Source organism: Arsukibacterium tuosuense, assembly GCF_900215315.1.
Lineage (GTDB): Bacteria > Pseudomonadota > Gammaproteobacteria > Enterobacterales > Alteromonadaceae > Alishewanella > Alishewanella tuosuense.
Genome location: NZ_OBEB01000005.1, coordinates 254,221 through 270,257, shown reverse-complemented (window position 1 = coordinate 270,257; position 16,037 = coordinate 254,221). Strand labels below are relative to the sequence as shown.

General features: G+C 49.6%; 18 protein-coding genes. 15 read left to right on the top strand and 3 right to left on the bottom strand.

All coding sequences use genetic code 11. The annotated features are described in order from the left end of the window. The 14 genes from ispH to CRO03_RS12055 all read left to right on the top strand — a co-directional run bounded on the left by ispH (position 1) and on the right by CRO03_RS12055 (position 12,515). Entirely contained in the window at positions 1 to 930 is a 930-nt protein-coding gene (gene ispH, locus CRO03_RS12120) for a 4-hydroxy-3-methylbut-2-enyl diphosphate reductase (protein WP_097111888.1), read from the top strand. 19 nt (positions 931 to 949) lie between these two features. Then, a complete protein-coding gene (locus tag CRO03_RS12115) occupies positions 950 to 1,999 on the top strand; it encodes a sensor histidine kinase (protein ID WP_097111887.1) in 1,050 nt (349 codons plus the stop codon). Further along, positions 1,996 to 2,718 carry a LytR/AlgR family response regulator transcription factor gene (locus tag CRO03_RS12110; RefSeq protein WP_097111886.1) on the top strand — a complete coding sequence of 241 codons (723 nt, stop codon included), beginning with the start codon at positions 1,996 to 1,998 and terminating at the stop codon, positions 2,716 to 2,718. The genes CRO03_RS12115 and CRO03_RS12110 overlap by 4 nt, the downstream gene beginning before the upstream one ends. Positions 2,719 to 2,866: 148 nt before the next feature. Further along, positions 2,867 to 3,469 carry a GspH/FimT family pseudopilin gene (locus CRO03_RS12105; RefSeq protein WP_170949008.1) on the top strand — a complete coding sequence of 201 codons (603 nt, stop codon included), beginning with the start codon at positions 2,867 to 2,869 and terminating at the stop codon, positions 3,467 to 3,469. Between the two features lie 10 nt (positions 3,470 to 3,479). After that, positions 3,480 to 3,890: a type IV pilus modification protein PilV gene (gene pilV / locus CRO03_RS12100; RefSeq protein ID WP_170949007.1), complete on the top strand. Its 411-nt coding sequence runs from the start codon at positions 3,480 to 3,482 to the stop codon at positions 3,888 to 3,890. Then, entirely contained in the window at positions 3,887 to 4,804 is a 918-nt protein-coding gene (locus CRO03_RS12095) for a PilW family protein (protein ID WP_097111883.1), read from the top strand. Before pilV ends, CRO03_RS12095 begins: the two co-directional genes overlap by 4 nt. Before the next feature lie 9 nt (positions 4,805 to 4,813). Next, positions 4,814 to 5,326, top strand: a complete 513-nt coding sequence (locus tag CRO03_RS12090; RefSeq protein WP_097111882.1) for a pilus assembly PilX family protein — start codon at positions 4,814 to 4,816, stop codon at positions 5,324 to 5,326. A 19-nt stretch (positions 5,327 to 5,345) separates the two neighbouring features. Beyond that, complete coding sequence (locus CRO03_RS12085; RefSeq protein ID WP_170949006.1) at positions 5,346 to 8,501, top strand: pilus assembly protein; 3,156 nt, start codon at positions 5,346 to 5,348, stop codon at positions 8,499 to 8,501. Continuing rightward, complete coding sequence (locus tag CRO03_RS12080) at positions 8,501 to 8,923, top strand: type IV pilin protein (protein ID WP_097111880.1); 423 nt, start codon at positions 8,501 to 8,503, stop codon at positions 8,921 to 8,923. The genes CRO03_RS12085 and CRO03_RS12080 overlap by 1 nt, the downstream gene beginning before the upstream one ends. A 77-nt stretch (positions 8,924 to 9,000) precedes the next feature. Continuing rightward, positions 9,001 to 9,504, top strand: coding sequence for a prepilin-type N-terminal cleavage/methylation domain-containing protein (locus tag CRO03_RS12075; RefSeq protein WP_097111879.1), 504 nt, complete (start codon positions 9,001 to 9,003; stop codon positions 9,502 to 9,504). Positions 9,505 to 9,506: 2 nt separating this feature from the next. Beyond that, entirely contained in the window at positions 9,507 to 10,457 is a 951-nt protein-coding gene (locus CRO03_RS12070) for a PilW family protein (protein ID WP_097111878.1), read from the top strand. A 90-nt stretch (positions 10,458 to 10,547) separates the two neighbouring features. Further along, entirely contained in the window at positions 10,548 to 10,931 is a 384-nt protein-coding gene (locus CRO03_RS12065; protein WP_097111877.1) for a hypothetical protein, read from the top strand. Next, positions 10,921 to 12,099, top strand: a complete 1,179-nt coding sequence (locus tag CRO03_RS12060) for a hypothetical protein (RefSeq protein ID WP_097111876.1) — start codon at positions 10,921 to 10,923, stop codon at positions 12,097 to 12,099. Before CRO03_RS12065 ends, CRO03_RS12060 begins: the two co-directional genes overlap by 11 nt. Further along, the gene (locus tag CRO03_RS12055) at positions 12,099 to 12,515 is read left to right on the top strand and encodes a type IV pilin protein (protein WP_097111875.1); all 417 of its coding nucleotides are present in this window, start codon (positions 12,099 to 12,101) and stop codon (positions 12,513 to 12,515) included. Before CRO03_RS12060 ends, CRO03_RS12055 begins: the two co-directional genes overlap by 1 nt. On the opposite strand, the gene CRO03_RS12050 is transcribed toward CRO03_RS12055, so the two are convergent. Both CRO03_RS12050 and nadE read right to left on the bottom strand, forming a co-directional pair. Then, positions 12,512 to 13,021, bottom strand: a complete 510-nt coding sequence (locus CRO03_RS12050) for a GspH/FimT family pseudopilin (protein WP_097111874.1) — start codon at positions 13,019 to 13,021, stop codon at positions 12,512 to 12,514. The two genes, CRO03_RS12055 and CRO03_RS12050, sit on opposite strands and share 4 nt — an antisense overlap. A 144-nt stretch (positions 13,022 to 13,165) precedes the next feature. Further along, complete coding sequence (nadE, locus tag CRO03_RS12045) at positions 13,166 to 13,990, bottom strand: ammonia-dependent NAD(+) synthetase (RefSeq protein WP_097111873.1); 825 nt, start codon at positions 13,988 to 13,990, stop codon at positions 13,166 to 13,168. A 144-nt stretch (positions 13,991 to 14,134) separates the two neighbouring features. Here nadE and glnB point away from each other — a divergent pair, with 144 nt between their 5' ends. Further along, positions 14,135 to 14,473: a nitrogen regulatory protein P-II gene (glnB, locus tag CRO03_RS12040; protein WP_097111872.1), complete on the top strand. Its 339-nt coding sequence runs from the start codon at positions 14,135 to 14,137 to the stop codon at positions 14,471 to 14,473. Between the two features lie 18 nt (positions 14,474 to 14,491). On the opposite strand, the gene CRO03_RS12035 is transcribed toward glnB, so the two are convergent. Beyond that, on the bottom strand, positions 14,492 to 16,033 hold the full coding sequence (locus tag CRO03_RS12035; RefSeq protein ID WP_097111871.1) for an FAD-binding domain-containing protein: 1,542 nt from the start codon (positions 16,031 to 16,033) through the stop codon (positions 14,492 to 14,494). Positions 16,034 to 16,037 lie beyond the last annotated feature (4 nt).

Sequence of the window (16,037 nt, the reverse complement as noted above, 5' to 3'; positions counted from 1 at the left end):
ATGGACATTTTGTTAGCCAACCCACGTGGTTTCTGTGCCGGAGTCGACCGCGCTATCAGTATTGTTGAACGGGCACTGGAATTATACGAGCATCCTATTTATGTACGGCATGAAGTTGTCCACAATAAGTTTGTGGTAGATGGCTTGCGTCGCAGTGGGGCGGTATTTGTTGATGAGCTGAATGAAGTGCCTGATGGCAATATTGTGATCTTCAGCGCACACGGGGTGTCGCAAGCCGTGCGGGAGAATGCGAAGCAACGCGGATTAAAAGTCTTTGATGCGACTTGCCCATTAGTAACCAAAGTGCATATGGAAGTGACCCGGGCCAGCCGTAAAGGGATTGAATGTATTTTAATTGGTCATGCCGGCCATCCGGAAGTTGAAGGCACCATGGGCCAGTATGATAACCCGGCTGGGGGCATTTATCTGGTCGAGTCGGTGGAAGACGTGACAAGGTTACAGGTTAAAAACCCGGCACAGTTATGCTATTCCAGCCAGACTACCTTATCAGTAGATGATACTGCGGATGTGATTGCAGCGCTGCGTGAGCGTTTTCCGGATATTGACGGACCCCGCAAAGACGACATTTGCTATGCCACCCAAAACCGGCAGGACGCCGTGCGTGATTTAGCATCAAAAGCCGATTTATTATTGGTAGTTGGCGCTAAAAACAGCAGTAACTCAAACCGCTTACGCGAGCTGGCAGAGAAAATGGGCTGTACAGCCTATTTAATTGATACTGCCAATGATATTCAGCAAAGTTGGCTTGAAAATATTAAAGCAGTAGGTGTTACTGCCGGGGCATCAGCGCCGGAGGTGTTAGTGCAGCAAGTTGTGGCCCAGCTGAAAATGTGGGGCGGCCATACGGTGAATGAAAACCCGGGCCGGCCAGAGAATGTGGTGTTCGCCATTCCGGCAGAGCTGCGCTAGACAGGATACAGGAGCTAAGGTGAATAAAGCAGCAACTGCAACACCTTACCCAATTTTCCCACTACCCGATTTATGTCATGGCCGGATGGTGCTCAGAGTGCTGGTATTGGCACAGGCAGTCGCCATTATGCTGGCTTTTGCGCCCGGCACACTGGAAAGCCCGTGGCAGCGTTTAGGCCTGATCAGCTTGTTCGTATACTGGATAGCCCTGTTATCCGGCTATGCCTATTGCAAACTTCGGCCAGCCCTTAGCCGGCAGCGGCCTCTGACCATTGCAGCGAGTTGCCTGCTGCTGCTTTTTTTAACCACGGCGCTTATCAGCGGTCTGGCCTGGCTCTGGCTGCACGATGCCGGGGTTTTGCTGTCTCAGAGCTTTCTGCATTTTATTCTGGCTAATCTGATGATTGCGCTGGTTGTCGGGCTGATGGCGATTCAACTGGGCCTGATGCATGCCGAGCGCAACCAGCAACTTGCTGCGCAAAGCCGGGCGGAATTAGGCGCATTGCAAGCACGGATCCAGCCTCATTTTCTGTTCAATAGTTTAAACACTGCAGCGGAGCTAACGCAGCAAGACAGTCAGGCTGCCGAGCAGGCATTGCTTGATCTGGCAGATTTGTTCCGGGCCGCGATGCATGCCGGTGAGCAAATCAGTCTGGCAGACGAATTGACGCTGGCCCGGCAATATTTATCATTAGAGCAATGGCGAGTTGGCGGGCGGATGCAGCAACACTGGCAACTGCCGGCCAGTATTCCCAAGTTGCAGGTGCCGGCGCTGACCATTCAACCGCTACTGGAAAATGCGGTCCGTCATGGCATTGAAAGTTGCCAGCAGGGCGGCAGCATTGATATTGAACTGATTAACAGTAGCCAGTCGGTAACCATTCTTATCAGTAATCCGTTCGTGCCGGCCCTGGATAAAAGTCGCAGTAATGGCGTGGCACTTGCCAATATAAGACAGCGATTGCAGCTATATTTTGGCGACAGTGCCAGCTTAAACCACAGTATTGTCGATGATAAGTTTCGGGTTAAACTGGTGTTACCTAAAAATCAGTCTGGCGCCAACAGATGAAAGTATTAATCGTAGATGATGAGCCGCTGGCCCGCGCCCGGTTGCAACGTTTACTGGGTTCTGTAGCGGGTTTTAGTTGTGTCGGTGAGGCGCAAAACAGCCAGCAGGCGTTGCAACTGTGCCAGCAGCTGCAGCCTGATGTATTGTTACTGGACATAGCAATGCCCGGCGGCGATGGTTTGCAACTTGCCGCAACGCTGGCCAGCCAGCCATTGCCACCGGCGATAATTTTCGTGACCGCCCACCCGCAACACGCGCTGGATGCCTACCAGGTATGTCCGGCAGATTACATTTTAAAGCCGGTTTCAGCTGAGCGGTTAAGTGCCGCGCTGGCCCGGCTTGGTAATCGCACCAGGGCCCATCTGGAACGAACTCCGGCAAAAGATGAGCTAATCAGCTATCAGCTAGGTTCAGCGACACGGCAAATTAATCTGAGTAAAGTGCTGTATTTCAGTGCGGACAGTAAGTACGTCCGGATGGTATTTGCTGAGGGCGAGGCATTGCTGGAGCAAACCTTAAGTCAGTTGCAGCAACGTTATCCGCAGCAACTGGTGCGCATTCATCGAAGTACGCTAATCAACAGAGATTATTTTAGTGCACTGCGCGCTGCGCCGGACGGTAAACACTATATTGAATTAGCAGGGCTGGACGACAGGCTGGAAGTCAGCCGCAGAGCGCTTAGTCAGGTTAAGCAGGCACTAAAGCTTAATCTGAGTTAGCATCGATTGCTAATTTTATGGCTATGCCGTTTATCGGCTGAAAAAGCCTTTAGTCGGTGTTCGCGTAGGAATAGTCATGTTGTTTTGCTAGGGTAACGCTAACAAAAAAGTTTTTACTTATTTAATAAAACTAAAAATGGAAATCACTATGGCATTAGTGCTTGCAGATAACAGGCAAAAACCACGTCCAGCGGTCCGCTGGATACGTGGTTTTACCGTAATTGAGCTAATGGTGACAGTCGCCGTGTTAGCTATTGTCCTGACGGTGGCAGTACCGAGTTTCGCTAATCTGGTAAATGGTAATCGCTTAAATGCTCAGGCAAATCTGCTGTTGGCTGCAATTGAATACGCTAAAACTGAAGCAGTGAAAAGCAATGCAACGGTAGCGTTCTGTCACTCTGCAGATAACAGCAGTTGCAGCGCTGCGCCAGCCGCTGGCTGGCAAGGCTGGATAGTCGGGCTGGCAGCCGATCCAGCTGGAATTGAACCGGGTAGCGTACTGCGGGCAGGTACTATGGAATCATCTCAGTTAGTCGTTCTGGCCAGTGAGTCGTTATCAGACGCTAGCGACCAGATTAGAATAACGCCGCAAGGATTACTCAGAACAGGTAATCGTTTGCCACTGCAGGCAACCTTAAGGGTTTGTCATCCAACGGCGTCAATCAACCCGAATAGTCGAAATGTAAGAATCCGTTCAGGCGGCCAATTAGCGGTGATCAGCGAGCAAAATGCTGGCTGTCCAGCTCCGTAGGAAGATGAAAATGAATAAAGTCAGTGGATTTAACAAACAGCAAGGTACAAGTTTACTTGAAGTGTTAATTGCCGTTCTGGTTTTGGCGATTGGTATTTTAGGGGTGGTGGGCTTGCAGTCAGTTAGTCTTAGAAGCACTAATACCGCGCACGAGCGGGCGATGGCTGTAATCTTAACAGAAACATTATTTGAAGTAATGCGCACCACCGGTCCGGTTTCGAGAACTAATGCCTTTGAAATGAGTACTTGTGATGGTGTCGGCGGAATTCCGGTAACCAGAGACTGGCAGGAAGATGTAAAACAAGTAACTGCTGAATGCGCCTTGGTTGAATGGGCTGATGGCGTTTATACCGTCACTATTGACTGGTCTGATCAACGCCTGAATGCTAATTCTGTGGTAGTGATGGAGGTAAGGCCATGAGGCAGTGCAGAGCGAGTCAGGGCTTTACACTGGTCGAGCTGATGATTGCTTTGGTACTGGGATTAGTGCTGTTGGGCGGTGTTATTGGCGTGTTTTTGTCAAATCAGACCACGAACCGCGTCAATAATGAGCTGGCATCGTTGCAAAGCAGTGCCCGCTTAGCGTTTCAGCTAATGTCACAGGATATTCGCAGTGCTGGTTTTGCCGGTTGCAACAACTCAACTCGTTTTGTCAGCGTTATTGGCGGTGCGCCGCCGTGGTCGCAATGGCAAGGTGGCCTGCAAGGTTTTGGGGCAGGTACCAACGGCGTGAGTCAGTCAATACGGTTAATGTATGGGGCCGGCGCTAGTGCATCCGTTAGCAGCCATGTACCACCGGTGTTAAATCTTAATGAAGCGACTCCGCTGCAGGCTGGTGAAATTGCCATGTTATGCGACGATACCCTGGCGGCAATTTTTCAGGTATCAGCTACAGCAGCAAATACGGTTAGCCATGCTGTTGGAGCGCCACTGAATTGTTCTGAAGATTTAGGTTATCAATCGCCATTTGTCTGCGCTGATGCACGGCCGCGCGTCTTTCTGGGGGGAGCCATGTTAATGCGCTTTGAGTCTGCCTTATGGTTAGTCGCCCCCAGTACCGACGATCCGGCGATTAATTCGTTGTATCGGGAAATTATTATTGGCGGCAATCTGGTACGTGAGGAAGTATTGTTTGGTGTGACCAGTCTGAATCTGGCATATCAGGACGGCAACCAGCCATTCGGGCCAGCCCCATTCTCGGCAGCTGTTGATATGGGGAACGTAACTGGGGTTCAGGTTTCTTTAGTAATGGACCCGGATGCGTTTACAAACGCCGATCTGCCTATAGAAATGCGGACTATTGAATTTTTTGCTGCTGTACGCAACAGGTTATGAGGTAATAAAATGAGAACCTATTATCGTCAAAATGGTGCTGTTCTGGTCGTAGCCTTGTTATTGCTGTTGGTAATAACACTGGTATCAGTAGCCAGTATGCAACGTTCGGTAATGCAGGAGCGGATGACCGCAAATTTATACGAAAGACAACTGGCGGTGCAGCAAGTTGAAGCGGCATTACGTTCAGCTGAAGACTGGATTGCGGGGCAAATGCCAGATCCCAGGACTCAGATTGCAGCCAATGGTTGGTTTTATAACGTGCCTGTGTTAACCGACCTTGACCGTTGGCAGGACCCGTTAACAGAATGGCGTGCTGCCCCGGTTATAAATGCTGATATGGCCAGTTCAGCCCAGTACTTTATCGAATATCTCGGAGAATGGCCTTCACCGCTCAGACCTGATTGCGCAAGTAACACAACTATTAGCAATGATTGTTTGTCGCCTACCTTCCGGGTTACGGCCAGAAATATAGTTACACCCGGTACGCCGGAAGTGTTAATGCAAACCATTTGGCGTTTGTAAGGTTATGAGGAACTCTAAAATGAGTAAATTTAGTACCATCTCAAAAAATGCCTGGATTATGTTTAGCATGGGTATGCTAGTAGGTGTATCAAGCGCTCATGCGGCAACAACACTTGCTATTCCTCAGGTACCATTACAAACAGGTAGTGACGTACCGCCCAATATCCTGTTTATGCTGGATGACTCTGGCTCTATGGCCTGGTCATATATGCCAGATAGTATCAGTGGTCTTTGCAGGAATGATACAAGTGTGACTAACAGAGCACGAGGCAGATCACCTAATATCAATAAAGCCTATTTTGATCCGGAAATAACCTATAATCCGCCACTCCAGGCAAATGGTACTCCTTTCCCTGATGCATCTTTCACGGCTGCTAAATTTAATGGATATAGCAGCAGCTCCGCTACGGTCAATCTGAATACTAATTTCAGGGCAACCTGGCAATATCAGGATGGTGGCGGGGATGCATATTGTGGTAACTCAGGTACTGCGGATTACTACTTATATGACACAGATTTATGTGAAGATCCAAGTAGTAATAGTTGTTACAGACGCTATATTGTAGCTGATCAGGATAGTGAAACTATTCAGAATTTTGCCAACTGGTATTCTTACTACCGTAGCCGGTTAATGTTATCTAAAGCCGGTATCGGCACAGCGTTCCAAACCTTACCAGAAAGAATAAGGGTTGGTTATGGCAGGTTAAACCGCAACCCAGAAGTGGAAAGGGGGGTCAGAGCATTTGAAGGCACGGGTAAAAATCAGTTTTATAACTGGCTTTATGGCCGGCCTGATACCACATCCGGAACTCCGTTAAAATCTACTTTACAGGCTGCCGGAGATTATTTTAAAACTAACGAGCCTTACCGGGCTGAACCGGAAAATACCAGTAGCGGCCTGGTATCATGCCGGCAGAATTTTACCGTGTTGATGACCGACGGTTTTTATACCAATCAGAGCCGCGGCTTTAGCGACTCAGATGGTGATGGTAACGCTGATACCCTGGCGGATATTGCCCATTATTACTGGAAAACTGATTTGCGGCCAGATTTAGATAATAATGTACCCAGTGGTTCCTTGGATCCTGCTGACTGGCAACATATGGTAACCTACGGAGTAGGGTTGGGGGTTGATGGTTCTATAACAAATGTCGAAGATGCTAAAAAATGGCCAATAGATGACAGCCGCTGGCCAAAACCCGATAGTAATCCTCGAAAAATAGATGATTTGCTCCATGCTGGTGTAAACAGTCGCGGAGGATTTTTTAGTGCAAGAGATCCGGAAACATTTAATACCGAACTGACTAACACCTTGCGAAATATTGTTAACCGGGTGGCGTCTGCGTCAAATCTGGCTTCGACCACTACCACTTTGCAAGAAGATAACAGCGTTTTCCAGGCTTCATTTAATACCTCAAGCTGGAGTGGTGATTTAGTCAGCCGTGATGTTGAAACGACGAATGTGCAGTGGTCTGCAAATTTCCCTGAGTTGAGCGCGCGGAATATTCAGACCAGCCGGGGGGCAGGAGCGAATCCAGCTAGTTTTGCTTTTGAGTGGGCTAATCTATCTACTACAGAAAAATCAGCACTGAACAACGAAGACACCGTTAATTACTTGCGTGGCAGCAGAGCTAAAGAAAAATCAGGCTCAAATCCAACAGGTATTTTCCGGGAAAGGTCGTCATTGCTGGGCGATATTGCGCACTCGTCACCGGTTTATGTCGGTCAATCACAAAACCGAAATTATCAGCGCTACACTGGCTGGGGTGAAGCGTCAAGCTATCAGACGTATCTGACATCGACCAAATCCAGAGCGCCACGGGTATTTGTTGGTGCCAACGACGGGATGTTACATGCGTTTAATGCAGATGCTTCGTCGGCTACTGCAGGTATTGAAACCTTTGCCTATCTGCCACAGGCGATGCTTACCCCTGCTGCCAGACTGGTTGATTTTGCCAATCAGGATTATGAGCACCGGTTCTATATTGATGGCTCGCCGACAGTGGCGGATGTTTTCATTAATGGCAGCTGGCGGACTGTATTGGTAAGCACACTGGGCCGCGGTGGTGACTGGATGTTTGCACTGGATATCACTGACCCGACCACAGTGAAAGTGTTATGGGATATTCAGATCCCGGAGTTGGGTTTGATGCCACACAAGCCCGTGATCACCCGGTTGAATAATGGTCGTTGGTCTGTAGTCGCGGGCTATGGTTATAACAATACGGCCGGAAAATCCGGGCTGTTGGTGGTAGATGTGGAAAAAGGCGCCGATATGCCAGTTATTAAACTGCAGACATCGGCGACTGACTCCTATGGTCTGGGGCAGGTTGAAGGCTGGGATCAGAACAAAGATGGTAACACAGACTGGATATTTGCCGGTGATAATAACGGCAACGTCTGGAAGTTTGATTTAAGCTCTGCCTCTGCCAGCTCGTGGAATGTTGCTTACGGCGGCTCACCCTTGTTTGTCGCCAAAGATAACGCGGGTAAGCGCCAACCTATTACTGGTGGTGTTACGCTGGAAAGCCACCCTGAAACAGCTGAGCTATGGGTATTCTTTGGGACAGGCAAATTTATTGAAACTGGCGATAGCGTTAATGCAGATCAGCAAAGCTGGTATGGCCTGAAGGATGGTGCAGAAATATCAAACCGTAGCCAGCTGGTATCCCGTACCATGACAAATGTTGATTATGCTAATCCTGACACGGGTGAGGCCCGTAGCGGTCGCAGTTTACCGTATGTCGCAGGAAATGATATGGATGGTAAGCGCGGCTGGGTAATGGACTTAGTAGATACCCGTGAGCGGATAACCTCAAAACCACAAATTATCGGCGGAAGTTTAGTGATGAATTCAATTATCCCAGACACTGATTTATGTAATCCGCAGGGAGACGGCTGGATTATGGCGGTGGATCCTTTTAAAGGTACCCGTTTAAACTACCATTTCTTTGATTTGTCACGGGATGATAAATTTTTAGACTCAGATGGTTTAGTTAATGGGGACGCAGCCAGTGGTGTTAAATTTGATGGTATGCCCGGAGAACCAGTATTCTTTACTGAGGGTGACAAAACGACAGCGATTACACCTGATTCTAACGTCGGTTTAAACATGGTTCCGGTGAATGTCGGCACTCGACGTGGACGTTTATCATGGCGGGAGTTGATTAACTAATGACTATATACAGAGCTAACCAGAAAGGTATGACCCTGATTGAAATAATGATAGTGGTAGCAATTGTTGGCATTCTGGCAGCAGTTGCTTACCCATCGTATCAAAATCACGTTATGCGCAGCCACAGAGCAGCTGCGACCAGTTGTTTGATGGAGTTGTCACAGTTTATGGAGCGGAACTATACCCAGAATATGCGCTATGATTCGGTAGGTTTCGTGCTGCCAAACTTGCAATGTATGACAGAGTCGGCCAACAGATATGAGTACAGCAGTGTTCAGGCACAGCGTACTTATACGGTAACCGCAACGGCCAGAGGACCGCAGGTAAAAGACACCAACTGTATATCGCTTGGTATCAACCAGGCGGGAACTAAGTTGGTAGATAACGCCGATACCGCTGCGGCTGTTGCAGAGTGTTGGTAATTACATTGATTAAAATTTGATCTTTTGAAATATTGTTGTAACTTTATAGTTAAGTAAATTAGCTATGGCATACGGATATGCAGTTACAACGCGGCTTTAGTCTGCTGGAAGTTTTAATCACTTTACTGATTTTAAAGCTGGGTTTGCTTGGCGTACTGGCCGGGCAAACCCTTGCTTTACAATATGTGATTGATGCCACTCAAAGAACCACAGCGGTAGCCCTCAGCGCTACTCTGGTGCAGGAACTTAGCGCCACTATTTCCGACAATCCCGCTTTTACCCTTGAACTTACCCCGGACAGCCCGTTAGTGCTGCCACCTTGCTCGGCAGATTTTCGTTGTACTGAGGCAGAATTACGTGACTATCAGCTTGGGCGCTGGCAACAGTTGTGGCAGAGCAGTTTGGAGACAGGTGCGACCGCACCCTTGTTTGCGCCACAGTTTTGTTTACAGTTTGCCGATAACAGCCTGAGATTGCAGGCCAGCTGGCAGCAACGTGCCAATGCAGACACCAAAGCGACAATAAGCTGTGAACCCGGGGATGGTCGCTCTGGCCTGGCATTGACAGCGCGGATCCCCTGATTATGATTATTCGCGGCTTCTCGCTGGTAGAACTGCTAATTGCCATGTTGCTCGGTCTGCTGCTGCTTGGTTTTACTGTGCAGATTTTTGCCAGCCTGACCGCATCGTCAAGGCAAAGCCAGCAGTTGGCACAGTTACAGCAAAATGGTCAGCTGGCGCTAAACCTGTTGCATAACGAATTACAAAATACCGGATTCTGGGGAGGGATCAGCCTTAATGACGTTAGCGTTGCCTCGGTTGATATGGCACCACCGGCACCTGACTGCGTCGAGGATGACATTGATAGTGGCAGTTTTCCGGCTGCCGGTGCCACGTTTACCAGCTTGTATGCCAAGCTTGCAGCACCCGGCCGGCAGCTGAATTGTCTGACATCACTGGCGCCAGACAGTGAAATACTGCAGTTGAAACGGGCAATAGGCCTGGCAGTGAGTCGGGATGAACTGCGGCCAAATCGTTTCTACATTGTGCCACACTGGCAACAAAGCCGCCTAATCAGCCAGGACAGTGCCAGCCTCGCTGCTGACAGTGTGTTTTATCCTTATCAGCATTTAGTTTTTTATATCCAGAATCAGCGGGTAGATGGCCAGACTATACCAGTGCTGATGCGCAAGAGACTGGTGCGCTCGGTAAGCGGCGCAGCCAGGATAGCGACTGACTCTGTGATTGATGGGGTTGAACGGCTGCATTTTGAATTCGGCATCGATGCCAATCTTGATGGCCGGTTAAATTATATGCTGCCCACCGCGTTAATGAGTAACGAACACTGGCAGCAGCAATCAGGCCGGATTGTTAGTATCCGGTTTTATGTATTGCTGCGAAGCACCGTGCCGGATCCCCGATATGTCAATCAACAAACTTATCAGATGGGTGCCAGCCGGTTTGAGGCACCCGACGATCACTACCGGCGCTTGTTGCTGGCTGGCAGTGTGTATTTTAATAACGCGAACTTTTAGCCATAGCGTAATCCGGAACATTTTTACCATAGCAAACGAAATGCAGTTACCTAATCAACATATGAATAGTACCTGATACAGGGAGGTTGTATGCGACAGAGCGGTATGGCGTTGATAAGCGCCTTAATCTTTCTGCTGGTGATGCTGTTAATTGTCAGTGCAAATTTATTTATCAGCCAAATGAGTATCAAATCCGCGCAGGCTGCGCAGCGACAATTGCTGTTTGAGCAAAGAGCGCTGGCGCTGCATCTGAGTTCGGTCAGTGATGCTACCCTTGCCAGCAGTGAGACTGATTTAATTATCACCAGCCGCTGCCCTGCCAGTTATGCAGTCTGGTCTGACTCACTCATTCAATGCGACTTGTTAACCCTGGCAACCAGTTTGGTGTCTGATGACAGCCGGTTTGCCAGTAGCTACAGCAGTATGTTGTTGCGCCAGCAACTTGTGGCGGGGGAGGTGCTGGATGCTGAGTAACAGAATTAAAAGTGATGTTAAGTCAGAACGCAACGCACCCGGACAGCTTAGCCAGGTTGTTAAGCTTGGGCCCTTATTGGCTATCTTGTTGCTGAGTATGTTGGCCGCTGTGGTGTTTTGTTTCAGTGTATTGGCTGCTACTCCTGAATGCTGGCGCCAGCCGGCAGAGCCACGCGAATTGCAGTTTGCTGGAAGTTCCAGTTCCGGGCCGTTGCAGCGGTTTTTGCATCATGATGATCGTGACGGTGCTGGCCAGCTGGCAATGTATCCACCTGACAGCTCAGTAGCGCTGGACACGTTAAACACCTGGCCATTGCCAGATAGTTCAGGTTTGGCCGCCCCATTCTATGCCAGGCCAGAGCCGATGGACGCCGATTACGACGGCTATGTTGACCAGTTGATCAGCACTGACTTCAGTGGCCGGGTCTGGTTAACCGATGTGGCAGCAAGTGGTTTTGATAGCTCATCACTTTTAGCAGACCTGACCCACAGTGACTGGCGCTTTATCGCAAACGCAGGCATTGTTGACATCAGTTTGCCGTTACCTTTGCGCCCCGACGGTTTGACAAGCCAGCATAAAGTTGTGCTGCTGATTGCCCGCAACATTATCAGTGGCGAGGATGCCCTGGTTGCACTGCGGATCCCGGGCTTTTCAGCTGAGCGTACTTTGCCTGATTTTGCTGCGCTGTATGATCGCACAATATTAACTGAAGAAGAGCGAACTGCGGGTTTAAGCAATGCGCAGTGGTCAGCAATTGTTGATAGTGCCGGTTGGTGGGTTCGGTTATCCGGCCAGCTTACTCAGCCGCCTAAAGTTGTTGCCGGGGTTATTTACAGCGCGGTGGCAACCAGCGATTTTACTGCAACGGCGTGCGCAGACCAAAGTGCGGAACACAGCTTGGTTGCAATGCATTTGCACAGTGCCGGCCTGGTATATAGTCAGCGTCGCTTTCGGTTACTAAATGGTGCAGGTCAGTTAAAACTGCAACAACAAGCTGATGGTTCTGCTGCCCTGGTGTTAGACAATATTGATGAACAACAGTTGGTTCTGGCTGATCTGAAGATGATTTCGCCGGCATGCCCGGATTGTTCTGAACAGTTGCAGCTGGATCAGTTTCCCCGCTGGCGGAAACTGGCAACGTATCGCCAGGAAACAGGAGCACACTGATGTTCCGAAATCTTTATGTCCGCACAGGCTTTAGCTTAATTGAGCTAATGGTCGCCGTGGCAATAGTCGGCATTCTCAGCGCTATTGCTTATCCATCTTATCAGCAATATGTGTTAAAAACCCATCGCGCTGAAGCCAGCCGGTTGTTGTTGAGCGCTGCCAATATGCAGGAGCAGCAACTGGCAGATCATGGTCGTTATACCGATAATCTGGCACTGCTGGGGGTGGCCGCCGATGGCACTAGCGCCAGCGGTCGCTATAAACTGCAGGTTGTGTTGAGTGATACCAGCAGTTTTGAGCTGACGGCATTGGCCCAGGGGCCACAAACAGCGGATCGGGACTGTCTGGTTTATACCCTTGACCATACCGGTAGACGCAATTACAGCCTGCCATCATCGCTATTTTGCTGGGATTAGTCAGGGCAGGGAGCGTAATGAAAGGTCAGACGATTGCGACCGGCCTGGTTTAGTACCAGTTTGTAATGCCAGTTAAACGATGGCTGCGGGCAATAATAAAAGGTGCCATTTTCCAGTGCATTTAAGCTGCCATCGCGACGGAACTGTAACTGACGGCGGTTATATTTTAACTGGTGCTGGCTGAATACCGGCGGTATTTGCCGCAGCATAAATTCAGTATCATTGTGTGGGTTTATTAAGCTCAGCACCAACGGATAAGTGCGCCAGTCACTCTGGCATTCAGTGCCTGACAGCGGGCACAGCCTTACCGGTTGCTGACTGTTTGCGGCCTGGATCCTGGCATAACCGAGATGACGGCTAAACTTTTGCATATAGCTACCGGCCCGTTGCTTGTTGATAAGCTCTGCCATTGCCGGCAAGGCAATTTGCAGCAAAATAGCCATAATTGCTAACCCCAATACTAATTCGAGTAAGGTAAGTCCCAGCTGGGTCTGATACCGCTGCATCACTGCACTCCTTGCAATTCTTGTAAAGTAACTAAAGTGTAGCAAGTATATTTATAAATTGTATTTTTGAAGGGTGTTTGTTGGAGTGGCGCCAGCATAAGCTGGCGTCATATTTTACGGTACATCAAAAAGTGGCTGAAGGTGCTAATCGTAGATAGTGGGTATGGGATCACGTTTATGCTGGGTTTTCAGATAGATACTGATTAAGCGCTCTGCAACCTCAGCTGGCACTGGTTTGCCTTCCAAAAAATCATCAATCTGATCATACGTTAAGCCCAGTGCAGCCTCATCCGCTTTTTGCGGACTCAGGCATTCCAAATCGGCGGTTGGTGTTTTGGCAACCAATAGTTGTGGTGCGCCAAGTTTGGCGGCAATAGCCCGTACCTGCCGTTTACTTAAACCAAATAACGGCGCTAAATCGCAGGCGCCATCACCCCATTTAGTGTAAAAACCGGTAATATTTTCTGCCGAGTGATCAGTACCCAGCACCAGGGCATTGTTCAGCGCGGCAATATGGTATTGCGCCATCATTCGGCAGCGGGCCTTGACATTACCTTTAGCAAAATCGGCTTTTGCCTCACTGATTGTGTTCTGATCGCCAAGCGCCAGCATGGTGCTTTGATGCAATGCATCAGCTGCACCCTTAATATTGACACTGACAGCTTTGCCCGGTTTGATAAAGCTGATAGCAAGCTGTGCTTCATCTTCATCACTCTGGGTCCCGTACGGCAAACGCACCGCAATAAATTGATAACCACCGCCGTGTTCCGCATTTAGCTCGTCCACCGCTATCTGGGCCAGCCGGCCACAGGTGGTAGAGTCGACACCGCCGCTTATTCCCAGCACCAGACGGGTCATGCCGGCGTTCCGCAATTGTTTTTTGATAAAGCTAACCCGGCGGCTGATTTCAAAGCCGGTATCAATTTCCGGTAATACCCGCATTTGGGCAATAATGTGTTCTGCCTGCATTCTGCTCAGCCCTCTGTTGAAAGTGCACAATATCTTAACGTATCTGAATGAAATAGGATCAACTAATTGCGGCTAAAAAGCTGATGCTGGCGAGCGCTTGTATTATACTGGCGCTATCTTCTGGCCGTAGCTTTGGAAACCGCGATGAAAAAAATTGAAGCCATAATTAAGCCTTTTAAACTGGATGATGTGCGTGAGGCACTGGCCGATATCAGTATAACGGGTATGACAGTGACTGAGGTAAAAGGCTTTGGCCGGCAAAAAGGCCACACCGAACTCTACCGTGGCGCCGAATACATGGTGGATTTTCTGCCTAAGGTTAAGCTGGAAATTGTGGTGGGTGACGAGTTAGTAGAACGTTGTGTTGAAGCCATAATGAAAACCGCTCAGACCGGTAGAATAGGTGATGGCAAAATCTTCGTGTTTGAAGTTGAGCGGGTGATCAGGATTCGGACTGGCGAAGAAGATGAAGAAGCCATTTAATACTGCGGAAATGCCAGCCTACCAATCAAAACTGAGCTGATCTCTGCTTTTCGCCGCTTTACGTGCTGCCGGCCTTTTACGACTGGCATGGCGTGCCACCACTGCTTTTTTCTGTTGTTGCCAGCTGGCTGCAGGCTGGCTGTGTAACCAGTTACGTAGTTTTGCTCTGGCCTGTTGCAGGGCGTGTTGCAAATCGACTATTGGCGCAGGATAGTCGCGGCCTAATACGCAGTCGTATTGCTGTTGTAAGGCTACAGGCATCAGCCAGGGACTGTGCAGCCAGCTGGTCGGTAGCTGGCGCAGCTCCGGCAACCATTGGCGGATAAACTGGCCGTCCGGATCTTTCAATTGGCTTTGCTTTAATGGATTGTACATCCGGTTCGGATTAATGCCTGTCGTGCCGGCCTGCATTTGGATTTGTGGATAATGAATACCCGGTTCGTAGTCGACAAAGCATTGCGCTAAGTGCAGCGCGACCGGCCGCCAGTGCAGCCATAAATGATATGTGGCAAATGCCACCAGCATCGCTCTGCCACGAAAGTGCAGCCAGCCTGTTGCCAGCAGGCAACGCATGGCCGCATCAATTAGTGGAAAACCGGTATAACCGGTGCGCCACGCAGCAAAGTGTGCGGGGTTAAAATCAGCTTCGCGCATGCCATCAAAGCCACGGTGCATATTACAAAACTCAATAGCCGGTTCATCTTCCAGTTTCTGGATAAAGTGGCAATGCCAGCGTAAACGGCTGAAAAATGCCTGTAGTCCTTGTTTATGCCAGACGTTACTTTGCTGTTTTAACGCCAGCAAGCTTTGCTGTTGTAACTGGCGCAGACTTAGCTGGCCATAACTAATGCAGGGGCTTAACCTGGAGCAGCTGCTAGCGGCTTTGGCGGGTAAAGATATATGTTGCCGGTAATTGCGACTGCGTTTGTCAATAAACTCATTGAAGATATCCGCAGGTTGTACGCCCTGTTGCAGCCTGATTACCGGTGGCAGGTCGTGACCGCGCCGGGGCGCCAGTAGCGCCAGGTTTTCCGGCGTTAAGCCTTCTGGCATTAAGCTATCTGGTGTTGCGGTTAGTCTGGGCAACGATGCAGGGGTTGGACATACTGGTGATTTAAGCCAGCTATCTGCCCGTTCAAACCAGTTATCCCGGTTAGCTAATTTACGAAATACCGCGAATTGGCGGTATTGCTGCCAGGGTATTTGCAGGCTTTGCAGTAAGCGGCCAACGGCAAGATCGCGCTGATAGGTCCAGAGGTTGCCGGTTTCTTCATGGCTGTATACCCCACTTACTGCGTATTGCCGGCAAAGTTGGCGCAACACTGCGGTAGCCGCACCTTTTACCACCAGTAACGGCTGGCCCAGGGCGCTCAGTTGCTGGTTAAGCTGTTGCAGCGCCGGAGCCAGATATTGCCAGTGGCGCAGCGACACATCAGGCTGCTGCCAGTAATCGGGTTCAATAATATATACCGGCAGCACCGGGCCTTGTTTGGCCGCATGCCATAACGGCTGGTGATCCTGCAGCCGCAAATCGCGCTTAAACCATACCAGGCTGGTCATCTGT